General features: G+C 67.8%; 21 protein-coding genes. 2 read left to right on the top strand and 19 right to left on the bottom strand.

Annotated features, from left to right (window positions below):
- Positions 1-136: 136 nt before the first annotated feature.
- Positions 137-1,897 (top strand): AMP-binding protein, encoded by a 1,761-nt coding sequence (locus ACTXPP_RS01680; protein WP_301520379.1) that lies wholly within the window; start codon positions 137-139, stop codon positions 1,895-1,897.
- A 367-nt stretch (positions 1,898-2,264) separates the two neighbouring features.
- On the opposite strand, the gene ACTXPP_RS01675 is transcribed toward ACTXPP_RS01680, so the two are convergent.
- The 5 genes from ACTXPP_RS01675 to ACTXPP_RS01655 all read right to left on the bottom strand — a co-directional run bounded on the left by ACTXPP_RS01675 (position 2,265) and on the right by ACTXPP_RS01655 (position 8,061).
- A complete protein-coding gene (locus tag ACTXPP_RS01675) occupies positions 2,265-3,473 on the bottom strand; it encodes an acyl-CoA dehydrogenase family protein (RefSeq protein WP_301494643.1) in 1,209 nt (402 codons plus the stop codon).
- 34 nt (positions 3,474-3,507) lie between these two features.
- Positions 3,508-4,917 (bottom strand): acyl-CoA dehydrogenase family protein, encoded by a 1,410-nt coding sequence (locus tag ACTXPP_RS01670; protein WP_301494641.1) that lies wholly within the window; start codon positions 4,915-4,917, stop codon positions 3,508-3,510.
- Positions 4,918-5,124: 207 nt separating this feature from the next.
- The gene (gene lysS / locus ACTXPP_RS01665; protein ID WP_301494639.1) at positions 5,125-6,756 is read right to left on the bottom strand and encodes a lysine--tRNA ligase; all 1,632 of its coding nucleotides are present in this window, start codon (positions 6,754-6,756) and stop codon (positions 5,125-5,127) included.
- 71 nt (positions 6,757-6,827) lie between these two features.
- A complete protein-coding gene (locus tag ACTXPP_RS01660) occupies positions 6,828-7,685 on the bottom strand; it encodes a hypothetical protein (protein WP_301494638.1) in 858 nt (285 codons plus the stop codon).
- A complete protein-coding gene (locus ACTXPP_RS01655; RefSeq protein ID WP_301494636.1) occupies positions 7,675-8,061 on the bottom strand; it encodes a hypothetical protein in 387 nt (128 codons plus the stop codon). The genes ACTXPP_RS01660 and ACTXPP_RS01655 overlap by 11 nt, the downstream gene beginning before the upstream one ends.
- A gap of 300 nt (positions 8,062-8,361) precedes the next feature.
- Between ACTXPP_RS01655 and ACTXPP_RS01650 the strand changes: the two genes are divergently transcribed.
- Positions 8,362-9,231 carry a HEAT repeat domain-containing protein gene (locus tag ACTXPP_RS01650; protein WP_301494634.1) on the top strand — a complete coding sequence of 290 codons (870 nt, stop codon included), beginning with the start codon at positions 8,362-8,364 and terminating at the stop codon, positions 9,229-9,231.
- A gap of 2 nt (positions 9,232-9,233) precedes the next feature.
- Here ACTXPP_RS01650 and ACTXPP_RS01645 read toward each other — a convergent pair whose 3' ends face one another.
- The 14 genes from ACTXPP_RS01645 to ftsH form a co-directional block, all read right to left on the bottom strand.
- Entirely contained in the window at positions 9,234-9,806 is a 573-nt protein-coding gene (locus ACTXPP_RS01645) for a GNAT family N-acetyltransferase (RefSeq protein WP_443340574.1), read from the bottom strand.
- Positions 9,807-9,873: 67 nt separating this feature from the next.
- Positions 9,874-11,124 carry a globin domain-containing protein gene (locus tag ACTXPP_RS01640; protein WP_443340572.1) on the bottom strand — a complete coding sequence of 417 codons (1,251 nt, stop codon included), beginning with the start codon at positions 11,122-11,124 and terminating at the stop codon, positions 9,874-9,876.
- 43 nt (positions 11,125-11,167) lie between these two features.
- Positions 11,168-11,662, bottom strand: a complete 495-nt coding sequence (locus tag ACTXPP_RS01635; RefSeq protein ID WP_301494628.1) for an RrF2 family transcriptional regulator — start codon at positions 11,660-11,662, stop codon at positions 11,168-11,170.
- 182 nt (positions 11,663-11,844) lie between these two features.
- The gene (locus ACTXPP_RS01630; RefSeq protein ID WP_301494626.1) at positions 11,845-12,147 is read right to left on the bottom strand and encodes a DUF503 domain-containing protein; all 303 of its coding nucleotides are present in this window, start codon (positions 12,145-12,147) and stop codon (positions 11,845-11,847) included.
- 46 nt (positions 12,148-12,193) lie between these two features.
- Entirely contained in the window at positions 12,194-12,607 is a 414-nt protein-coding gene (gene panD / locus ACTXPP_RS01625) for an aspartate 1-decarboxylase (protein WP_443340569.1), read from the bottom strand.
- Positions 12,608-12,617: 10 nt separating this feature from the next.
- Positions 12,618-13,598 (bottom strand): pantoate--beta-alanine ligase, encoded by a 981-nt coding sequence (panC, locus tag ACTXPP_RS01620; protein ID WP_443340567.1) that lies wholly within the window; start codon positions 13,596-13,598, stop codon positions 12,618-12,620.
- A 72-nt stretch (positions 13,599-13,670) separates the two neighbouring features.
- Positions 13,671-14,621 carry a Rossmann-like and DUF2520 domain-containing protein gene (locus tag ACTXPP_RS01615; RefSeq protein WP_301494619.1) on the bottom strand — a complete coding sequence of 317 codons (951 nt, stop codon included), beginning with the start codon at positions 14,619-14,621 and terminating at the stop codon, positions 13,671-13,673.
- Positions 14,618-15,667 (bottom strand): DUF6779 domain-containing protein, encoded by a 1,050-nt coding sequence (locus ACTXPP_RS01610; RefSeq protein WP_301494617.1) that lies wholly within the window; start codon positions 15,665-15,667, stop codon positions 14,618-14,620. The genes ACTXPP_RS01615 and ACTXPP_RS01610 overlap by 4 nt, the downstream gene beginning before the upstream one ends.
- Positions 15,664-16,197, bottom strand: a complete 534-nt coding sequence (locus ACTXPP_RS01605; RefSeq protein ID WP_301494615.1) for a DUF3180 domain-containing protein — start codon at positions 16,195-16,197, stop codon at positions 15,664-15,666. Before ACTXPP_RS01605 ends, ACTXPP_RS01610 begins: the two co-directional genes overlap by 4 nt.
- A 10-nt stretch (positions 16,198-16,207) precedes the next feature.
- Positions 16,208-16,735, bottom strand: coding sequence for a 2-amino-4-hydroxy-6-hydroxymethyldihydropteridine diphosphokinase (folK, locus tag ACTXPP_RS01600; RefSeq protein WP_301520382.1), 528 nt, complete (start codon positions 16,733-16,735; stop codon positions 16,208-16,210).
- Complete coding sequence (folB, locus tag ACTXPP_RS01595) at positions 16,732-17,112, bottom strand: dihydroneopterin aldolase (RefSeq protein ID WP_301494612.1); 381 nt, start codon at positions 17,110-17,112, stop codon at positions 16,732-16,734. Before folB ends, folK begins: the two co-directional genes overlap by 4 nt.
- Positions 17,105-18,010 (bottom strand): dihydropteroate synthase, encoded by a 906-nt coding sequence (folP, locus tag ACTXPP_RS01590; protein WP_443340563.1) that lies wholly within the window; start codon positions 18,008-18,010, stop codon positions 17,105-17,107. The genes folB and folP overlap by 8 nt, the downstream gene beginning before the upstream one ends.
- The gene (gene folE, locus ACTXPP_RS01585) at positions 18,010-18,654 is read right to left on the bottom strand and encodes a GTP cyclohydrolase I FolE (RefSeq protein ID WP_443340561.1); all 645 of its coding nucleotides are present in this window, start codon (positions 18,652-18,654) and stop codon (positions 18,010-18,012) included. The genes folP and folE overlap by 1 nt, the downstream gene beginning before the upstream one ends.
- Positions 18,617-21,043: an ATP-dependent zinc metalloprotease FtsH gene (gene ftsH / locus ACTXPP_RS01580; RefSeq protein ID WP_443340559.1), complete on the bottom strand. Its 2,427-nt coding sequence runs from the start codon at positions 21,041-21,043 to the stop codon at positions 18,617-18,619. Before ftsH ends, folE begins: the two co-directional genes overlap by 38 nt.
- Between the last annotated feature and the right edge of the window lie 14 nt (positions 21,044-21,057).

Raw genomic sequence — 21,057 nt, 5'->3', positions numbered from 1 at the left:
TCTGTAATCTGGGTCACGCACGCTGCGGTCCTGTCGCCACCGTCACTATCCGGTAGGACGATCCGACGTCGCGGCACGGACACCTCGACACCACAGACAACCAACAGCCGACCGACTATCCGAAAGAAGGCTCACCATGAGTGGATCAGATCGCACCATTTCCCTGAGCGAACTCCCCAAGCTCGCCGAAGGCACCCTCCCCCTGTTCAAGTCGGGAGTGCTGGGCGCCATGGGCCCGGTGGCAATGGGCAAGGCCCTGAAGTCCATCGTCCAGTGGTCCTTCACCCCCGCCGGCCTACTCGCCCTCGGCGCCGCACAGGACTACCACCACACCGCCGTCATCGACGATGCCGGTTCGATCACCTACGGCGAGCTGCACAACCAGACCAGCAAGCTCGCCGAGGCCCTCTACCGCACCGGCGTGCGCGAGCGTCAGCGGATCGGCATGCTCAGCCGTAACCACCGTGGTTTCCTCATGACCATGTGCGCCCACGGCCAGCTCGGCACCGACATCGTCCTGTTCAACACCGGCGCCTCCGCGTCCCAGACCCGTGCGGTGATGAAGGAGCAGAGGATCGACCTGCTCTTCATCGACGAGGAGTTCATCCCCCTGCTTCCCAAGGGCTTCGACGAGTGCCCGGTCATCATCAACTGGGAGGAGAACCAGGACTCCGCTGCTGCCCCTCTCACCGATGAGGAGAAGGCCGAGCTGGACGACATCGAGTACGCCAGCAATGTCGCTGACGCCCTGCAGTCGGAGGACCACGCCACCCGTAACCCGGACTGGCCGACCCTCACCGAGGTGCTGCGCACCGGCCCGGCCGAGTCGAAGATCCCGGCCCGCCCGCGTCGTGGCCGCACCATTATCCTGACCTCCGGAACCTCCGGCACCCCCAAGGGCGCGCGCCGTCCGGAGCCGACCACCTACATGCCGGCATCGTCGATCATGTCGCGCATCCCGCTGAAGCACCACCGCGGTTACTACGTCTCCGCGCCGATGTTCCACCTGTGGGGCTTCTGCCAGATCCAGCTGGGCCTGGCGCTGCGTGGGACGTTCATCCTGCAGCGCAAGTTCTCCCCGCGGGCCGCCGTGAAGCTGATCGAGCACAACCGTCCGGCGAACATCGCCATCGTGCCCACCCAGCTGCGCCGCCTGCTCGAGGCCGTGCCGGAGGGCTTCGACCCGGGCACCAAGAGCATCGTGGCCTGCGGTGAGGCCCTGCCGCCGCGCGTCATCCGCGAGACCCACGAGAAGTTCGGCAAGGTCCTCTACAACCTCTACGGTTCGACCGAGGTCAGCTGGGCGTCCATCGCGACCCCGGAGGAGCTCGACAAGCACCCGAACACGGCAGGCAAGGCACCGATGGCGACCATCCTCAAGGTCGTCGACGAGGACGGCAATGACGTCCCCGAGGGCGTTGTCGGACGCGTCTTCGTCGGTAACGACCTGCTGTTCGAGGGCTACACCCGTCCCGGCGTGGACAAGGAGAACCTGCGCGGCCTGGTCTCCACCGGCGACCTGGGTTACTTCGAGGACGGCCTGTTCTACCTCGCAGGACGCAGCGACGACATGATCGTCTCCGGTGGCGAGAACGTGTACCCGCAGGAGGCCGAGGACGTCATCTCCGACATGCCGGAGGTCTACGAGGTCGCCGTCCACGGTGTCGACGACCCCGACTTCGGCCAGGCTCTGGCGTGCTACGTCGTGCTGAACGACGAGTCCGACAAGGAAGGCTTCGACGACCGTGCCAAGGCAGCGGTGAAGGCGAAGCTGGCGCGCCACAACGTCCCCCGCTACTTCGTGTTCATGGATGAACTGCCCCGCAACGCCGTCGGCAAGATCGTCCCGCGTGAGCTGCCGAAGATCGACACCGGCGTCGAAGATGAGGTCGCCTAGCTTGTAGGCGGCGGTGCCTGCAGCACCTGCAGGACGGTGCCACAACGCCACAGCGCGACAACGCCACAGCGCGACAGGCCAACGGCCCGGCGGTCCAGAGTGACCACCGGGCCGTTGGCCTTTCCTCTGTGCCTGGCATCGGCCCTGTGGCGCACGTACCTACCGGTCATGCATCACACCCGAAGCGTTTTCTTCCCGCACTCCGCAGGCTCTTGACCTGGTGTTCTCACGATACGGAAATCGCCGGGGGTGTGATCGATTGTCGTTGCCGCGTGCGACACCCAGACATGAAAGCGGCCCCCGGTCGTGATGACCGGGGGCCGCTGCGTGCTGCGTGCTGCGTGCTGCGTGTGACTGCAGCTACCTGCTACTTCAGCTGTGCCGAGGAGAGGTTCAGCTCGCGGCGTGCGACGACCAGCTGCTGGATCTGCTGGGTGCCCTCGAAGATGTCGAGGATCTTGGAGTCGCGGGCCCACTTCTCGAGGAGGGAGCGCTCGGAGTAGCCGAAGGTTCCGGCCAGCTCAACGGCGCGCAGGGTCAGCTCGGTGGCCATGCGGCCGGCCTTCGCCTTGCACTCGGAGGCTTCCTTGTTGTTCGGCTGCTTGTTGTCGGCCATCCATGCGGCCTTCAGGGTCAGCAGGTACGCGGCCTCCCAGTCGGACTCGAGGCGGATGTACTCCGAGGCGGCGGCGGTCTGGTTCCAGGCCGGGGCGTCGTAGTCGATCTCGATGCCGGCGTCGGTCAGGATCTCGCGCAGCTTCTCCAGGGAGGCACGCGCGACGCCGATGGCCATACCGGCGACCAGCGGGCGGGTGTTGTCGAAGGTCGCCATCGCGCCGGCGAAGGACTTCTTGGTGTCGATCTCCGGGGTGCCCAGCAGCGCGGACTTCGGGATGCGGACGTTGTCCAGGATGAAGTGGGCGGTGTCGGAGGACCGGATGCCCAGCTTGTGCTCCAGGCGGACCAGCTCGAAGCCGGGGGTGTCTCGCGGGACCAGGAAGGACTTGATGGCTGCACGGCCGGCGGACTTGTCCAGGGTGGCCCAGACGACGACGTGGTCGCAACGCTCACCGGCGGTGACGAAGATCTTCTCACCGTTCAGGACGTACTCGTCGCCGTCCTCCTTGGCGGTGGTCGCCACCGCGGCGGAGTCGGAGCCGAACTGCGGCTCGGTGATGGCCATGGCGGCCCACACCTTGCCGTACTCCTTGAGCTGCTCGTCGGTGGCGACGGCAGCCACGGCGGCGTTGCCGAGGCCCTGGTAGGGCAGGGACAGGGTCAGTCCGACGTCGCCCCAGCAGGTCTCGATGACGTTGAGGAGGGAGGACATGTTTCCGCCGTTGCGGATGCTGCCGTCGTCCTTCTTCTTGTCGCTGCGACCGCCGGCCGCACCGGCCATGTTGCCGCCGCCGTCGGACATACCCTCGACGAGGGATGCCATGGTGTCGAGCTCGACGGGACGCTCGTGCTCGGCGAGGTCGTACTTACGGGAGATGGGCCGGAAGATCTCTGCTGCGGCCTGGTGCGCCTGGTTGACGGTGCCCCGCAGCTTCTTCGGGAGTTCAAGGTTGATCATTGCTTATGCTCCTTCGATGATTCAGATGCGGGGTTTAAAGGACGACGACGCCTTCGGCGACACCGATGGCACGCAGGTCGCGGTACCACCGCTCGACCGGGTGCTCCTTGGTGAAGCCGTGGCCACCGAGCAGCTGGACGCCGTCGGAACCGATCTGCATCCCCTTGTCGGAGGCGAAACGGCGGGCCAGACCGGCCTCGCGGTTGAAGGACAGGCCCTGGTCGAGGCGGGACACGCCACGCTGGGTGATCAGGCGCATGCTGTCGAGCTCGATGCGGATGTTGGCGACCATGAAGGCCACGGACTGGCGGTTGGCGATCGGCTCACCGAAGGCCTGACGCTCCAGGACGTACGGCTTGACGTACTCCAGGACGGCCTCGGAGGTGCCGGAGGCCAGTGCAGCCCAGCCCAGGCGGGCACGGCGGATGATCTCGGTGTAGTTGTCGGCGCGGGTCTCGTCCTCGAGATCGGCACCACCGAGGAGGTTGGCGGCGGGGACCTTGACGTCCTTCAGCAGGACGCGGCCCAGGCCGGCGGCACGCAGACCCATCGACGGGTCAGCCTCGACGACGACGCCCTCGGTGGAGGACTCGACGATGGCGAAGGTGTTCACACCGTCCAGGTCGACGGCGATGACGAACAGCTCAGCGGAACCGGCGTTGGGGACCATGGTCTTGACACCGTTGATGATGATGTCGGAGCCGGAGCGCTTCGCGGTGGTCTGCAGGATGAAGGGGTCGAACAGCGGGCGCGACTCGTTGACGATGACGGCGGCCTGCGGGACGGACTCGCCGGCGAACTCCGGCAGGTAGGTCTTCTGCTGGGCGTCGTCACCGTAGTTGGTGATGGTGGTCGCGACACCGGCCGGGGCCAGGATGGCGACGGCCTGGCCCATGTCACCGAAGGCCAGGGCCTCGGCGACGAGGGCGGAGGTGGTGGAGGCGGACTCGGCGGCCAGGCCCTCGAACTCCTCCGGCAGGCTCACCAGGGAGATACCGAGCTCGGCGGCGTTGTCGAGGACCTCCTTGGAGGTCTCGGCAGCTTCGTTGGCCTCGTCGGCGACGGGGCGGAGCTGCTCCTCGGCGAACTCGCGGACGGCGGAGACGAGCATCTCCTGGTCCTCGGTGGGGGTCAGGTCGAAGACGACCTTCGCCGGCTTCTTCGGCTCGGTGGAGGCGTCTCCCTCGCTGCCCTGGGCCTCGAGGCGGACGGGCTTGCCGGAGCCCTTGGACTTCTTGAACTGGCGGTTGATGGCACCGAGGGTGCGCATGCCACCCTTGGTGGACTCGTAGGCGACCCGGTCGATCTTGTCACTCAGGCCGTACTTCTGGGCGATGTCAGAGCCGGTGAACCGGGTGAGGGCGCGCATCACGGCACCGGTTGCGTCACGCTTGATCGTGTGCAGGCCCGGGGTCGAGTCGTTCCGCTTGCTTCGGTCGCTCATGGTTTGGCAGCTACCTTTCGCTGTACTTCAGCCGTACAGCATGGACTGGGACGGACAAATAATGATGTTTCCATCATAACCACAGGCCATGATCCGCGTCACAAAACCCGAACTTTGACAGCTGGCACACAGCGGAACGTACCCCCCTGAAACTCCCCCCGCCGTGCTGCAGAAGTTCTGCAGCACAGGCGCCCTGCAGGGGTAATGCTAGTTCTCGCGCTCGGGCTTGACCATCGGGAACAGCACTGTCTCGCGGATACCCAGGCCGGTCAGCGCCATCAGCAGACGGTCGATACCCATACCGGTGCCGGAGGTCGGCGGCATGCCCTGCTCCATGGCGGCGAGGAAGTCCTCGTCGAGCACCATGGCCTCGTCGTCACCACCGGCGGCCAGACGTGCCTGGTCCTCGAAGCGTTCACGCTGGATGACCGGGTCGACCAGCTCGGAGTAGCCGGTGGCCAGCTCGAAGCCACGGACATACAGGTCCCACTTCTCGGTCACGCCCCGCTTGGAGCGGTGCTGGCGGGTCAGCGGGGAGGTCTCGACCGGGAAGTCACGGACGAAGACCGGACCGTCGAGCTGGTCCTCGCACAACAGCTCCCAGATCTCCTCGACGAGCTTGCCGTGACCCCAACCACCCTTGGCCGGGACATCCAGGCCGATCACCGTGGCCAGCGCCTTGAGTTCCTCGACGGTGCTGTCGACGGTGACCTCGGACACGGCGTCCTGCTCCGGGAACTTGGCATTCAGAGCCTCGTTGAGCGAGGGGTACATCTCCATGGTGCGCCACTCGCCACCGAGGTCGTACTCGGTGCCGTCGACCAGGGTGACGGTGGTGGTGCCGAACACCTCTTCGGCGATCTCCTGGATGATCTCGCGGGTCAGCTGGGCACCGGTGTCGTAGGTGCCGTACGCCTGGTAGGTCTCCAGCATGGCGAACTCCGGGGAGTGGGAGGAGTCCACGCCCTCATTGCGGAAGTTGCGGTTGACCTCGAAGACCTTGTCGATGCCGCCGACCACGCAGCGCTTGAGGTAGAGCTCCGGGGCGATGCGCAGGTAGAGGTCGATGTCGAGGGCGTTGGAGTGCGTCTCGAAGGGGCGTGCGGCGGCACCGCCGTGCAGGGTCTGCAGCATCGGGGTCTCGACTTCGAGGAAGCCGCGGCGCTCCAGGGCGTTGCGCAGCGCACGCATGACCTTGATACGGGTCATGGCGTTGGTGCGGGCCTGTTCGCGCATGATGAGGTCGGTGTAGCGGTGGCGGATGCGGGTGTCCTCGCTGAGCTCCTTGTGCGCGACCGGCAGCGGACGCAGCGACTTGGAGGCCATGGACCAGGAGTCGGCCATCACGGAGAGCTCACCGCGCTTCGAGGCCACGACCCGGCCGTGGATGAAGACGATGTCGCCGAGGTCGACGATGGCCTTCCACTCCGCCAGGGCGCCCTCGCCGACCTCGGCGAGCGACAGCATGGCCTGCAGCTGGGTGCCGTCGCCGTCCTGGATGCGGGCGAAGGCGAGCTTGCCGGTGTTGCGCACGAAGATGACGCGACCGGCGATGCCGACCTGCTGGTCGGTCTCGTCGCCGGGTTCCAGGTAGGTCACGCCGTCGACGCGCTCGACGGCGGCCGCTTCGTCCTCGTCCTTCGGCAGGACGACGTAGGACGAGACGATCTCGGCCAGGCCGTGGGTGCGGGGGACCTCCACGGGGTAGGGGTCCTGCCCGTCGGCGATCAGCCGGTCACGCTTGCCGAGGCGGACCTGGACCTGCTCGGGAAGGTCGTTCGCGGCATCCGCTACGGGGGCCGCCTGCTGGCTCTGGCTGGGGTTCTTCGCGTCAGTCACGGTGATCCAGCCTACTGCATGGCAGGTGGGCCGCGGTATCCCGGGACCAGGCAGGACGCGACGGCCCCTGTCTAGTCGGTGCCCTCGGCGTCTCCGTCTTCGGCCGGATCGTCGAGCAGGCCACGGTGGAAGATCTCGCCCCGACCCCGTCGCTGATTCCGGGACGCGGATGTCGGGCATTCATCCAGCCTCTCCCAGCTGACGCTGAGATACTTCCGGTGATCACCGGTTCCCCGGACCAGGAGACCTGTCCCGAGGTGGAGGTACACCTCCTCGTCGCAAGCCGTCCGGGTGAAGACAGGCAGGTAGTCCGCATTGCAGTGATGCGCCGTCAGCGCAACCCCACCCGGGAAAAGCACCCCACGTCGCCCGCCGCTCCCACCGCCGAAGGTGACCCGGACGAAATCCTTACCGGAGAAGTCACCCGTCGGCAGGTCGCCGGGAGCAACTCCGCCGGTGGCACCGTGCCCCGGCGCGTCGGTGTCGCACTCCCTTTCCTGGTCATGTGCCCGCGGCAGGAGCAGCCTTAGGTCAACTCCGCGGAAGAGTCCGTCAGTGGTCTTCGGTGATTCGCCACCCTCCCAGAAGGGGTTGATGATGGCGCGGGCGAACACCTGGCCGTTCTTGTCGACCCTCGCACACAGGAGCACCCCGGAGTACGGGACGTACTGGACCAGCCCGCGACGGGATTCACCGGCGAACTCGGCGACCTGCTCGGGAGAATGGTTCCACCCTCGCACGGCGACCCCGTCGATGTGCGTCCGGAAATGTCCCTCACCGAGGTCCTCCAGTTCCACCGAACGACATCGTTCCGGGAAGTAGTCGAGGTACTCCGAGGTCAGGCGGGCTTGGATGAAGTGGGCGGTATGCCCGGCGCGGTAGCTCCGACACCCGTACTTGCCGCGTTCACAGACGTCGTTACCGGTCATCGCGCACCTCCTGACGGGACGCGGCGCGGTCGGCGGCGCAGGAGCCGGTCTTGCCCCAGGCGGGGAGCAGGACGGTGCCGGCGCTCCCGTTGCTGTTGCCGTCGACCCACCGGACGAGCGCGGCGAAGTCGGGGACGTGGACCACCTCCCCCAGCACGGAGTCGCGGGCGATCTCGGTGACGAGATCGTGGTCATGGTTCCAGCCGAGGCGGGTCTCCCCGTCGATCTTGGTCTCGAACCAGCCGGCGCCGAGGTCGGTCACCGTCACGGCGTGGCACCGCTCCGGGTAGTGCCGGGCGAAATCGGTGATCTGCCGGTTCTGGATGTAGTGGACGCTGTGTCCGGGGGTGTGCAGGGTGCAGTGCGTTGAACGCATGGTACTCCTTGTGAATCGCGGTTTCCCCTCACCGTCTTCTGTGCGGCGTGGGGCCGATCTTCTCCGGGGGCACCGATGTACGCGACACGGTTGCCAGTCATCACAGCCAGCCGGGGACTGGGCAGTTCGGGGATCACGTGGATCCCGACAGTGCACTGCGCGATGAACTTCTTGATCGTGGGGTCGAGCATAGCACACATCCAGACCAAGCTGTCTAGCGCTGTCCAGCCATAACGTTCAGCGTGAATCTTTGGCGTGGACATTGACCCTGTCACAATGTGAGGGTCTTGGATGAGGACCATGAACCGCTTGACCAGAGTTTTCCAGGCTTCCCGCGCACAGGACACGAACACCCGTCTGCAGGCCGCCCTCGCCGCCGGTACCGACCCAACCCCGCAGGACGTCGGCGCCCTGATCGCCCAGTGCGCTACCGAACCAGACTTCTTCGTCCGCGACATGCTGACCTGGGCACTGACCCGGCACCCGGCCGGAACAATCGTCCCGCTGCTGCTCGCCGAGCTGCGCGAGGGCTCCTCCCGCCAGCGGCAGGCGGTCGCCCTGCAGGACGGTTCCCCGTCGGTGCGTTCCCTGGTGGCAAGCTACCTCGACGAACCCGACCTCAACGCCGCCGGGGCACTGCGCTGGGCGATCGTCCGGCAAGGGACTGCAGCCATCGATGCCCTGACCGCCGCGGGGTCGGACGCCCCCGCCGACCCTGCCGACCCCACCGTCCGGCGCCGTATCAGCGAAGCCCTCGCCGACATCGACCTGCCACAGGCCACCGCCGCCCTGCAGGACCGGCTGACCCAGCCGGACACCCGGGCAATTGCCGCGCTCGCACTGGCTCGGCGCGGCGGCGGAAGCAGCCACCGCGCCGAGCTCATCGACACCCTGGTCACCATGGTCGTCGAGGGTGACCACGACACCGACGCCGCCGAGGCTCTTGCCGGACTGACGTCCGGACAGCACGACGGAAGCGACTCAGCCCGCGCCGAAGGCGTCCATCAGCTGCTCGCCACCATCACCCCGGCCGCAACCGTCGAGCAGCGGCTGAGCATCGTCCAGGCACTCGGCGACCTGCCCGGCGATGCCGCGCACGAGGCACTGACCCGACTCGCTGCCGATCCCGACCCCCGCGTCGCCGGGACCGCGCGGCATCTCGGTCACTGATTTCAGTCGGTCATCACCCGGGAGTAGATCGCCAGGTCGTTGAAGCGTCCGTGCAGTAATTCAGCATCCCGCAGCGTCCCCTCCCTGGTGAACCCGGCGCGCTCGGCGACCCGGCAGGACGCCACGTTCACCGGGTTCGCCTTCAACTGCACCCGGTGGACCCGGTAGTCGAAGAGGAACTCGGTGACGGCCGCGACCACCGCGCTCATCAGACCACGACCACGCAGATGCGGTGCGGTGGTGTAGCCGAGCTCCACACAGTAGGCCGACCGGTCGACCAGACGGACCTCCAGGGTGCCGCCGAAGGTACCGGGCTCGTCCGGATTGTCGAGGATCCACAGCATCGCCGTCGGCGAGTGCATCATCGCCCGCAGGAAACCCTCCGCGTCCGCCGCGGTGTAGTTCTCCGGCATATGGGTGAATTCCCGGGTGGAGGCGTCGCGACAGGAGATCACCATCCCGGGAATGTCGGCCTTCACCGGGGCTCGCAGCCGCAGCTGTGTGCCGTCCGGCAGGTCGCCGACGATGTCCGCCGAGGGCAGGGGCCAACTCAGCGGGTGCAGTGGTTCGGTCATGCTGCCACAGAGTACTACCCCGACCCTGCCGCAGGAGGCAGCGTCGGGGCAGCGACGGGGGCAGGGGTCAGGAGGCGACGGTGACCTGGTGCTCGACGAGCCAGTCGTTCGGGCTGAACAGCTCGAAGTGCAGCGCGGCCGGCTGCAGCACGCCGGCGTGCTCGGCCAGCTGACCGCGGATGTCCTGCAGGAAGTTGTTGCCGCCGCACAGGTACCAGTTCGCACCGTAGGGGATGCCGGATTCCTCGGCGATGGCGACCAGGTCAACCCCCTCACCCTTGTCGCGGTACCGCACCACATTGCGCACCGGGGTCCCGGCGTCGCGCAGGGCGTGGACGTAGCCGTCGGTCACCGAGCGCTGGGCGTAGGACGCCTCATTGTCGTCGGCGTGGATGACCGTGACATCAGTGCCGCCGAGCGCCACCAGGGTGGAGAGCATGCCGGTCATCGGGGTCGAACCGATTCCGGAGCTGACGAGCACGACCGGGGATCCGTCCTCGACGAGGACGAGGTCACCGGCGGGCAGGGTGGCGTCCACCCGCTCACCCACCTTCAGGGTGTCCAGCAGGTAGCTGGAGACTTCCCCGTCCCGCTGCACGGCGATGGTGAAACCGTCGTCATCCCAGTCGACCAGGGAGTACTGGCGGAGCTGGCGGGCACCGTCGGCGAGGGTGACGCCGAGGGAGGTGTACTGGCCGGGCCGGGTGGCGGTGTAGGCCCCGCGATCCCCGGGCACCTCGAAAGTGAACTCGGTGACGCCGGCGTCACCGGCGGTCAGGACGGTGGAGCTGACCAGGTAGGCGTCACGGAAGACATCACCCGGGGTGACGGACGCGGTGGCGTAGAGGTGGTCCTCCTCCCCGATGAGCACCTTGGCCATCAGCCAGTAGACCTCGTCCCAGGCGGCGGCGACCTCGGGGGTCACTGCGTCGCCGAGCACCTCGCCGATCGCGGCGAAGAGGTGGGTGTGGACGATGTCGTACTGGTCGGCGGTGATACCCAGCGAGACGTGCTTGTGGGCGATCCGGGAGAGCATCTCGACCGGGTCGGGTCCGTTCGGGTCGACGAGCATGGTGGCGAAGGTGGCGACCGAGGCGGCCAGTGCCTTCTGCTGTTCACCGGAGGCCTGGTTGCCGCGGTTGAAGGTGTCGCGCAGCAGCTCCGGGTGTGCGGTGAACATCCTGGCGTAGAAGTTCTTGGCGATGGTGCCGATGTTCGCGCCGACGACCGGGAGGGTGGCCTTGATGGTCTCCTCGTGCTCCGGAGTGAGGTGGGCGCGGCGGGCGGCGCCGGGGAGGGTGGATTCGGTGGTGAACATGGGGCTCTCCTTGGATGCTGTGTGCAGTGTGGGGTGTGGTCGGTCAGCGTGTGGCGGGGGCCGGTGCCGGCAGTCCGATGGGCACCGGACCCTGGGACCGTGCCGACCCGGCGGGCGGGGTCTGGTCGATGAGCTCGCCCAGGGTGACGCCGTCGAAGGTGGCGGAGAACCGCTCCTGGGCGTCGGCGAGCATGTGGCGCAGCTGGCAGCCACGTCCGGCCAGCGGGCAGGGGGCGTCGCCGTCACAGTCGACGACCTCCTGGTGCCCCTCCAGTTCACGGATGAGGACGCCGACGTTGGTCGACCGTCCTCCGTCCGCGAGATACACCCCACCGCTACGGCCCCGGACGGATTCCAGGATGCCCAGGCCGGTCAGTCGTGCCACGACCTTCTTCACGTGGGACGCTGGCGCGTTCGTCTGGACGGCGAGCTCTCCGATGGTGCGTCGCTGCGCCGGGTCGGTGGCGCCGGCTGCCCCGGTGTCCCCGAGGATCATCAGCGACCGGAGTCCCAGATCGGTGAACTTCGTGAGGTGCATGAATCCCACGCTAGTGCCGGATCAGGAAAAGGTACATCTGAAATACCCCATAAAAGATGGACCCCGTCAGCAGGTCAGGGTACCTTTACCGCCGCTTCACCAGTGGCGTCGTTCGAGGGACCCGGTCGCAGTTTGATCTCCGTCACATTCTCGTCGACGCACCGCCCGGTCACCCCCTCCAGCTACATCTCCAGGTCCTCGGAGGAGTAGCACCGCGGCCGCGCCGAGAGCAGCTGCACCTCCGGGCGGGAGGCCACCATACGTTCCACGGCCTCCATCACCTCGACGGCGTGCGACCGGTCCCCACTGACCACCGAAGCCCCGATGATCGTCCGGCGGTGCACGTCCCGGTGGCCGACCTCGGCCACCGAGACGTCATGGCGGCGTCGGATCTCCGACACCAACGGCCGGACCACCGATCGTTTCTGCTTCAGCGAATGGACATCGCCGAGCAGCAGGTCAAGTTCCAGGGTTGCGATCCACATATGGGCGCCCACTCTAGCCTGGGCACCTGTCCGGCGGGAAGGGTGCTCAGACCGGGAAGCGCGGGTTGAGCAGGCCGGATCCCACCGGGACGTCCGCCGGATCGGAGCTCAGCGTGACCTGACGGTTGGCGGCGTCGACGAAGACGACCCGCGGGTTGTAGTCCTTGAGCTCTTCGGAGATGTACTGGCCGTAGCTGATGAGGATCACCAGGTCACCGGGGTGGACCAGGTGCGCGGCAGCGCCGTTGATCGAGATCATCCCGGAACCGCGCTCCCCGGTGATGGCATAGGTGGTCAGGCGGGCGCCGTTGTCGACATCGACGATGTCGATCTGCTCGCCCTCGAGGATGTCGGCGGCCTCCATCAGGTCCGCGTCGATGGTGCAGGACCCGACGTAGTGCAGGTCGGCCTGCGTGACGGTCGCCCGATGGATCTTGGACTTCATCATGGTGCGAATCACGAGAGAAACACTACCCTTCGGTCTTGATCAGTGTGTCGGCATCGGCGGAACCGGCGGCTTCAGCCGCTGCTTCTGCCGCTGCTTCTGCCGCTGCTTCTGCTTCTGCCTCGGCGGCTTCGATGTTGCGGAAGCCCACTCCCACCGGCACCCCGACATTGTCGATCAGTCGGGTGGCACCGACCCGTGCGGCGACCAGCAGGCGTGCGTTGCCCACCTCAGGAGCCTCCCCCAGGTCCAGGCCGCGCAGCGCGAGGTAGTCCAGCTCGATACCCTCGGCAGCGTCCAGGATCGCGCGGGCAGTGTCCAGCACCGCGTCCGCCCCGTCCTCGGCGACGTGCGCCCCGGCGAGCAGTGCGGCCGACAGGGTCAATGCCAGCTGCCGCTCGTCGTCGGAGAGGTAGATGTTGCGCGAGGACTTCGCCAGCCCGTCGGATTCCCGGACCACCGGCACACCGTGGACGACGACACCCAGGTTCAGGTCGGTGACCATCTGCTGGATCAGCACCAGCTGCTGGTAGTCCTTCTCGCCGAAGAACGCGTGGCTGGCGTTGGTGATCGTGAGCAGCTTCGCCACGACGGTGAGCACCCCGGCGAAGTGGGTGGGACGCTCCGTGCCCTCCAGGATCTCGCCGGCCGGGCCGGGGTTCACCGTGGTGCGCGGCCCGTTGGGGTACATCTCGCGCGGGCTCGGGGCGAACACGGCGTCCACACCGACCGAGCGCAGCTTCTCCACGTCGGCCTCGAGGGTGCGCGGGTAGGCGTCCAGATCCTCGCCTTCGGCGAACTGCAGCGGGTTGACGAAGATCGACACCACAACCAGGGCCCGTGGGATGGACTGTGCGGCGCGCACCAGCGACAGGTGGCCTTCGTGCAGCGCGCCCATGGTGGGAACGAGAACGACCGGACGACCGGCCTTACGCATCGCGCGGGTGAGTTCGCCGATCGTCTCGGTTTCGGTGTAGACGGTGGCCTGGCCCGGGGTGAAACTCACCGGCGACGCTCCTTTGTGGGTATGAGTGGGTGGAACAGGTATTACAGGATAGTCCTCCCGGTACCACAATCTCTAGTCGGCGCCTGATCCTGTGCCTGAATGCCTGACGAGGCGCACGGCACGTTCCACATCGAGCGATCCGACGGCACGGGCGGTGCGCTCGGCGTCCTGCCGGTACGCCTCCGCGAGGCCGGATCCGCCGGAGGTACTGGTGTTGTCACAGACGTCCGCCGCGTCCAGCGCAGTGAGATGACGCAGCACCGTCGCCGCGTCGTCACGGGCGGTCGGTCCGGTCAGCGCGCTCATCCGGGAGGCCAACGCAGCGTCCACCGCCGTCGGCAGGATCCGCCGCAACAGCAGTGCCGACTCCGGATTCTGCACCGACGGGTCCCCCAGCACCCGGTCGAGGATCGACAGCGCCTCGCTGACCTGGGTGACGACATGGTTGGCGCCGTGGACCATGGCCGCATGGTAGAGCGTCCGGGCGTCCTCCGGGACGGCCACCGGCACCCCACCGAGGGAGCTGACCAGTAGCTCGGCGACGGCCGTGCCGGTCTCCGAGTCGGTGGTGACACCCCAGGCGCAGCCCTGCAGGTTGTCGGTGTCCTCCGGGCGGTTGAGGAAGGTCATCGCCGGGTGCAGCGCCAGCGGCAGTGCCCCGGTGTCGGTGATCGGTTGCAGGACGTCACATCCCAGCGCACCGGCGGTGTGCAGGACGATCTGTCCGGCCCGCACCGTCGTGGCGACCTCCTCGACCACCGCGGGCAGTTGCGGGTCGGGGACCGCCAGGACGACCAGCGCGGCCTGGGCGGCGTCGGCGACGGTGGTCACCGGGACTCCGGGCAGTCGGTCCTCGGCGCGGGCGCGGGAGGCTTCCGAGCGGGCGACGATGCCGTGAATGTGGTGGCCGGCGCGCTGCAGCGATTCGGCGACCGCGGTGCCGACGGCCCCGGCGGAAATGACTCCGACCGACAGGCGGGGTTCCTGTCGGTCGGAGGGGTGGGCCCCGGGGGACGATGTCACGACTTGGCGTTCTTCTTCATCTGGGCCATCAGCTCGGCGACGGTGACGCCGCCGGAATGCTCGTCGGCGCGGCGGCGGCCGTGGGCCTCCTCCGGCTGATCGGCCGCGCGGCGACGACCCGAGGTCTCAGGCTGCTCCGGTACCGGCTGCGGCGTCGGCTGCGGTGCCTCCGGAGTTTCCGGAGTCTCCGGCGCTTCGGCCTGCGGCGTCGGACGGCCGAACTGCCCAGCGGACTCAGCGGGCTCAGCGGGCGCTTCAGGCTCAGTCGGCTCAGCGGGCTGAGCCTGCTCACCCTGCTGCGTGGTGTCCTCGTCGATGCCACGGGTATCGACGACCATCGGGATCTGGGTGGTCTCCTGGTTGTCGGAGCCCGACCAGCGCACCGCGGCGAATGTCCCGGTGGCGAAGGCGCCCTTGCGGGAACCGGTCCGCTCCTGCGGCTCGGACTTCCCGACCTGCTCGGTCGCCTGGTCTGTGGCGGCTCTGTGCTCCGGGGACGAACTCGAGCTCGAGTACGAGGACGAGCGCACGGTGCTGCGTTCCAGTTCGATGATTCGTTCTGCGCGTGCCTTCAGTGACACCTGCTCACCGGTCCACGGCGCACCGGAGAGATCGGTGAGCTGCTCCCGCATGACCTCGAGCTCCTTGCGGATCGCCTCGAGGGTCTCGTCACGCTGGGTGGCCAGCCGCGTGTTGTAGTCACGCTCCAGCTCGCCCTCACGACGCTGCGCCTCGGCACGCTCGTAGTCGATCTCGGCGCGGTGGCGGCGCTCCAGCTCCTTCCGGCGGCTGGTTTCCTCGCTGAGGATACCGGAGTACCGGGACACCAGGATCGCCCCGAAGAACGCCGCCCACAGCGAGGTGATGACGGCCACGGTGAGCCAGACCTCGGAGTCGACGAAGAACATGATGATCGTCGCCGCCAGGGCCAGGACGAACACCAGGTACATCAGAATCTTGAGGCCGCCGCCGGGCGTGCGGGAGGCGCTCCGGCTCGACGGGTCGGGAAGCCGGTGCGAGTCGTCGGGCACATACGCAGAACTCATGGGGTCAACAGTACATCGCCTGTGCCGTTGTCTGGGTCGGCCCCGCCGGGCGGCACCAGGCAACTGCGTTCCAGCCACACCCCGGACGCCGCCATGGCCGCCCCTGCCACCAGGCACGTCACCGCCCCCGGGGTGTCCTGTTGGGCCGCGAGCAAGTCACTGTGCCGCAGCAGGACGTAGATCGTGACCCCGCCGTACAGACCACCGACGACCGCCCCGATCCATGCCGTGGCCATGCCGAGAACCGCACAGCGGGCGACGAATACCGGGAAGAGCTGCGAGGAGTCCTGGCCGATCCGTCCGTCCTCCACCCGGTGTTTCACGACCACCGCGAGCACGACCGCCAGCGCGGCGAACACCCACATCGCCACCGACCCGCTCACTTTCACCGGCGGGAGGTCACCGTAGAACATCCAGCTTCCGGCCAGGCCGACCAGTACGGCACCGGCGGCGGCGAGCAGCAGCAGGCCGATACTGGTCGTGGACAGGGCCGGACCAGGACCGGTGCGATTCTCCCGTCGGGGCGTCATGCCGCCCATGCTACGGTGCCCACTCGACCTCAGGCAGCGCCCGGATTCCCGCCGTGGCGGCATCAGGGCCCAACTCAGCGAGCCACTCGGTGACGGCGCGCCCGGACAGTGCGGCGTGGGGGTCGGCGTCCAACCACGGCACCAGGACGAACGCCCGCTCGTGCGCCCATGGATGCGGCAACCGTAGTTCGTCGGTGTCGCTGGTCTCGCCCTCGATGTGCACCAGGTCGATGTCGAGGGTGCGTGGCCCCCAGTGGCGCTCGCGGACGCGGCGGGCGTCCTGCTCCAGCGTCTGACCGGTGTGCAGCAACTCCAGGGGACTGAGCGTGGTGTCCACGATGAGCACACTGTTGCGGAACTCCGCCTGGTCGGTCACACCCCACGGCGCGGTGGCGTACATGGCGCTGGCGGCGACCGGGGTCACCCCGGTGCGGTCGGCCAGGGCGGCGGCGGCGACACGGATCTGCTCCTCTGGCCCGGACAACGGACCGGCGAGATTCGAACCGAAGGCCAGGACGGCTCGGCGTGGGCGGGTCATGACCGGGGTGTGGGGGTCTTGCGCGACCGGCGGGCCACGACCCGCACGTCGGAGAACGGATGGTGGATCGGCGCATCGGGCTTGTGGACGGTCACTTCGACGGCGAGTATGCCGTCCAGGGCGTTGATCCGGTCGGCGATCGTCGCCGACACGGTCTCGATGAGGTCCAGGCTCGGACCGGAGACGACATCGACCGCGATGTCGGCGAGGTCGACATAGGAGATCGTGGCGTTGATGTCGTCTTCGGCGACGGCGACGGTGAAGTCGGTCCAGACCACCAGATCGACGATGAATTTCTGCCCGGCCTCCTTCTCGAAGTCGTATACGCCGTGGTAGCCGTAGACCTCCAGCCCGTCCAGTTCGATGCGGTCAGCCACGACGTGCCCTCCATCCTTCGGGTAATGCGGGGCCGCGGCCGGTGGCCACGGCGTGGGCGACGTCCGCCGCCACCCGGTTCGATGCGATGTCATGCACCCGGACCGCCCACGCTCCGGACGCTGCGACCAGTGCGGTGACTGCGGCGGTCGCCTGGTCGGCGGCCGCGGAATCTGCGGCAGCGGGTGCCCCGTCGGCTGCCGGACGCAGTGCGGTGAGGAACCGCTTCCGGCTGGCGCCGACGAGCACCCGGTGGCCCAGTGCGGTGACGTCGCCGAGGCCGCGCAGCAGGGACCAGTTGTCGGCGGGATCCTTGGCGAAGCCGAGACCGGGGTCCAGGATGATCCGGTCGCCGGGCACCCCGGCACGCTGGGCCCGGTCGGCCAGGTCCACCAGGTGCCCGGTGACGTCGGCGAGTACCCCTCCGGTGTGGTCTGCCCGGCCGGCGGCGGACTCGAACCGTTCGGCGCGCCAGTGCATCAGGCAGTAGTCCACCGCACGGTCCTGGTTGGCTTCGGCGACCACCCGGTCCATGTCAGGGTCTGCCAGGCCACCGGAGACGTCGTTGACGATGGTTGCCCCGGCCGCCACGGCCGCTGCTGCTGTGGTGGCGCGCATGGTGTCCACACTGACCGCGATACCCTCGGCGGCCAGCGCCTGGATCACCGGTACGACGCGGGCGGCCTCGACCTCGGCGTCAACCCGGACGGCGCCGGGGCGGGTCGACTCGCCGCCGACGTCGATGATGTCGGCCCCGTCGGCGATCATTGCGCGGGCGTGGTCGACCGCACGCTGCGGGTCGATCCATTCGCCGCCGTCGGAGAAGGAGTCCTCGGTGACGTTGAGGATGCCCATCACGAGGGTCCGGTCCGGGCTCCGTTCGGGGGTTCTGTCGGGCATCAGTGGTCCCGGATCAGGCTCATTGCCTCGGCACGGGAGCGGGCGTCATTGCGGAATCCGCCACGTACCGCGGAGGTCACCGTGGATGCCCCGGGCTTGCGTATGCCACGCATCGCCATACACAGGTGCTCGGCCTCGATGACGACGATGACGGCCTGTGCTTCGAGGTGCTCGGCGACGGCATCGGCGATCTGGCTGGTCAGACGTTCCTGAACCTGGGGTCGCTTGGCGTATCCGTCGGCCAGCCGGGCCAGCTTCGACAGGCCGGTGACCGTGCCGGAGTCGCCAGGAATGTAGCCGATGTGGGCGTGACCGTAGAAGGGCACGAGGTGGTGCTCGCAGGTGGAGTAGATCGGGATGTCCTTGACCAGCACCAGTTCCCGGTGGTCCTCGTTGAAGGTTTTGGCGAGGACGTCTGCGGGGTCGCGGAAGAGCCCGTCGAAGGATTCGCGGTAGGCCCGGGCCACCCGGGCGGGAGTCTCCTGGAGTCCTTCCCGGTCCGGGTCCTCACCGATGGCGATGAGCAGTTCACGCACCGCGGCCTCAGCCCGCTGCTGGTCGAAGACTGCCCCGGTCGACACGTTGACGGCGGCGTCGCCGGTGGCGTCAGTCGTTTCGGTCACTGTGGTCCTGTTCTCTTTCATCGTCACGTCGGTGGTGTCGGCCACCGGCGTCGTTTCCCTCGGAACGTCCCAGGTTACGCGTCGGGCTGCTCTCGCTCGGCCACGGGTGCTCCGGCTGCTCATTGTCCGGCAGGCGGAAGCCACGCTGCTCCGGACGCCGCGACTCCGGCGAGTCGGTGGCACTGCCGTCGCCGTAACTGATCTCACCGGGGTGACGGTGACCGGCGTCGGCATCGTCCTGACCGCCCCAGAGGTGGTCGGTGCTGGTGGTGGACCGGCCACTCCAGCGGCCGACCGGCCCGGAGGACCCGGGGTCAGTCGATGACGGGGCATCCGACGGGACCACCGACGGTTCCACCGGGACGACCGGGCCAGCTGGGTCGTTCCCCCGCAGGTTGGCGTCCTTCTCCTTGCGGCGGCGCTCCATGCGGGCGCGGCGGGCCGCGGAGAAGAAGTCGTTGCGTGCCGGTGGCTCCTCGCCACGCTCGCGGGCCAGCTCGGTCGGGGTCTTGACCGGTTCCCGGTGGTCCTGCGGGAAGTCGGCGTCCTGGTTCTCGAAGATGTCGGTGACCTCCACCGGCTCCAGGTCGGAGAAGATCGCCTCCAGGTCCGGTCGACGCAGCGTCTCCTTCTCGAGCAGCTTCTCGGCCAGGGTGTCGAGGTACTCACGGTTGTCGCGCAGCGTGCGGTAGGCGATACCGTGCGCCTTCTCGATGAGCATGCGGACCTGCTCGTCGATGGTGGCAGCCACCGCCGGGGAGTAGTCCAGGGTTCCGGAACCACCACGTCCGACGAACGGATCGCCCTGTTCCTCGCCGTACTTCACCGCACCGAGTTGCGGGCTCATGCCGTACTCGGTGACCATCGCGCGGGCGGTCTTGGTGGCCTGCTCGATGTCGGCGGAGGCACCGGTGGTCGGTGAGCCGAAGATCAGTTCCTCGGCGGCGCGGCCACCCATGGCGAACACCAGGCGGGCGAAGAGTTCCGCCCGGTTGTACATGCCCTTGTCGTCCTCCGGCACGGCCATGGCGTGGCCACCGGTCTTACCGCGAGCGAGGATGGTGACCTTGTAGACCCGCTCGATGTCCTTGATGCCCCAGGCGGCCAGGGTGTGGCCGCCCTCGTGGTAGGCGGTGACCTTCTTCTCGTGCTCGGAGATGATCTTGCCGCTGCGGCGCGGACCACCGATCACCCGGTCGGTCGCCTCCTCCAGGGCGTCGCCGGTGATCACGTTGCCGTCCACCCGCGCGGTCAGCAGCGCCGCCTCGTTGAGCACGTTCGCCAGGTCGGCACCGGACATGCCCACGGTGCGCTTGGCCAGGGAGTTCAGGTCGACGTCGTCGGCCAACGGCTTGCCCTTGGAGTGCACCCGAAGGATCTGCTCACGGCCGGCGATGTCCGGGTTGGTCACCGGGATCTGCCGGTCGAAACGGCCCGGACGCAGCAGCGCAGGGTCGAGGATGTCGGGGCGGTTGGTCGCGGCCATGAGGATGACGTTCTCGCGGTCGCTGAACCCGTCCATCTCCACCAGCAGCTGGTTGAGGGTCTGCTCGCGCTCATCGTGGCCGCCGCCCATACCGGCGCCACGCTGACGTCCGACCGCGTCGATCTCGTCGACGAAGATGATGCAGGGGCTGTTTTCCTTGGCGGTCTTGAACAGGTCACGCACCCGGGAGGCACCGACACCGACGAACATCTCCACGAAGTCGGAACCGGAGATCGTGTAGAAGGGCACCCCGGCCTCACCGGCGACGGCGCGGGCCAGCAGGGTCTTACCGGTACCGGGTGGGCCGTAGAGCAGCACACCGCGCGGGATCTTCGCACCGACTTCCTCGTAGCGGTCCGGATTCTGCAGGAAGTCGCGGATCTCGTCGAGCTCCTCGACAGCCTCGTCCGCACCGGCGACATCGTCGAAGGTGGTGTCCGGGTTGTCGACGTTGAGTTCCTTGGCCTTCGACTTGCCGATCCCCAGTGCCCCGCCGGGGCCGCCCTGCATCCGGGTGAGGAAGAACAGCAGCAGCGCACCGATCAGCAGGATCGGCAGCAGCATGACCAACAGCGAACCGAGGAAGCTGTCCTCGGTGACGTTGGTGGTGTACTTGTCCGAGTCTGCGGCCTCGACCCGGTCGAAGATGGTGTCCGCGGCCCGCGCCGGATACTGGGCGATGATCTGGTCGATGCCGTCCTTGCCGTCGACGCTGATCTCGTCGCGCAGCGTCATCTGCAGCTGCTGCTCACGATCGTTGATCTGCACCTCGGCGACGTTCTGGTCGTCGATCTGTTCCAGTGCCACCGAGGTGTCGACGTTGTCGTAACCACGGGTGGAGTCGGTGAGGACGCTGAAAGCGTAGAACGCGACGAGGAGCGCGGCCACGATGGCGGCAATCCTCAGGACCCTCTTTTTGTTCATAATCTCTCTAGCGT

This window comes from Candidatus Corynebacterium faecigallinarum, from assembly GCF_052264515.1.
Lineage (GTDB): Bacteria > Actinomycetota > Actinomycetes > Mycobacteriales > Mycobacteriaceae > Corynebacterium > Corynebacterium faecigallinarum.
This window is presented reverse-complemented; position numbering and strand designations above follow the sequence as displayed.

Excerpts from the sequence above, each read along its gene's own strand:
- ACTXPP_RS01680 (WP_301520379.1), top strand. The coding sequence starts at position 137 with ATGAGTGGATCAGATCGCACCATTTCCCTGAGCGAACTCCCCAAGCTC.
- ACTXPP_RS01675 (WP_301494643.1), bottom strand. The coding sequence starts at position 3,473 with ATGATCAACCTTGAACTCCCGAAGAAGCTGCGGGGCACCGTCAACCAG.
- ACTXPP_RS01670 (WP_301494641.1), bottom strand. The coding sequence starts at position 4,917 with ATGAGCGACCGAAGCAAGCGGAACGACTCGACCCCGGGCCTGCACACG.
- ACTXPP_RS01660 (WP_301494638.1), bottom strand. The coding sequence starts at position 7,685 with ATGACCGGTAACGACGTCTGTGAACGCGGCAAGTACGGGTGTCGGAGC.
- ACTXPP_RS01655 (WP_301494636.1), bottom strand. The coding sequence starts at position 8,061 with ATGCGTTCAACGCACTGCACCCTGCACACCCCCGGACACAGCGTCCAC.
- ACTXPP_RS01650 (WP_301494634.1), top strand. The coding sequence starts at position 8,362 with ATGAACCGCTTGACCAGAGTTTTCCAGGCTTCCCGCGCACAGGACACG.
- ACTXPP_RS01645 (WP_443340574.1), bottom strand. The coding sequence starts at position 9,806 with ATGACCGAACCACTGCACCCGCTGAGTTGGCCCCTGCCCTCGGCGGAC.
- ACTXPP_RS01640 (WP_443340572.1), bottom strand. The coding sequence starts at position 11,124 with ATGTTCACCACCGAATCCACCCTCCCCGGCGCCGCCCGCCGCGCCCAC.
- ACTXPP_RS01635 (WP_301494628.1), bottom strand. The coding sequence starts at position 11,662 with ATGCACCTCACGAAGTTCACCGATCTGGGACTCCGGTCGCTGATGATC.
- ACTXPP_RS01630 (WP_301494626.1), bottom strand. The coding sequence starts at position 12,147 with ATGTGGATCGCAACCCTGGAACTTGACCTGCTGCTCGGCGATGTCCAT.
- ACTXPP_RS01610 (WP_301494617.1), bottom strand. The coding sequence starts at position 15,667 with ATGAGTTCTGCGTATGTGCCCGACGACTCGCACCGGCTTCCCGACCCG.
- ACTXPP_RS01605 (WP_301494615.1), bottom strand. The coding sequence starts at position 16,197 with ATGACGCCCCGACGGGAGAATCGCACCGGTCCTGGTCCGGCCCTGTCC.
- folK (WP_301520382.1), bottom strand. The coding sequence starts at position 16,735 with ATGACCCGCCCACGCCGAGCCGTCCTGGCCTTCGGTTCGAATCTCGCC.
- folP (WP_443340563.1), bottom strand. The coding sequence starts at position 18,010 with ATGCCCGACAGAACCCCCGAACGGAGCCCGGACCGGACCCTCGTGATG.
- folE (WP_443340561.1), bottom strand. The coding sequence starts at position 18,654 with ATGAAAGAGAACAGGACCACAGTGACCGAAACGACTGACGCCACCGGC.
- ftsH (WP_443340559.1), bottom strand. The coding sequence starts at position 21,043 with ATGAACAAAAAGAGGGTCCTGAGGATTGCCGCCATCGTGGCCGCGCTC.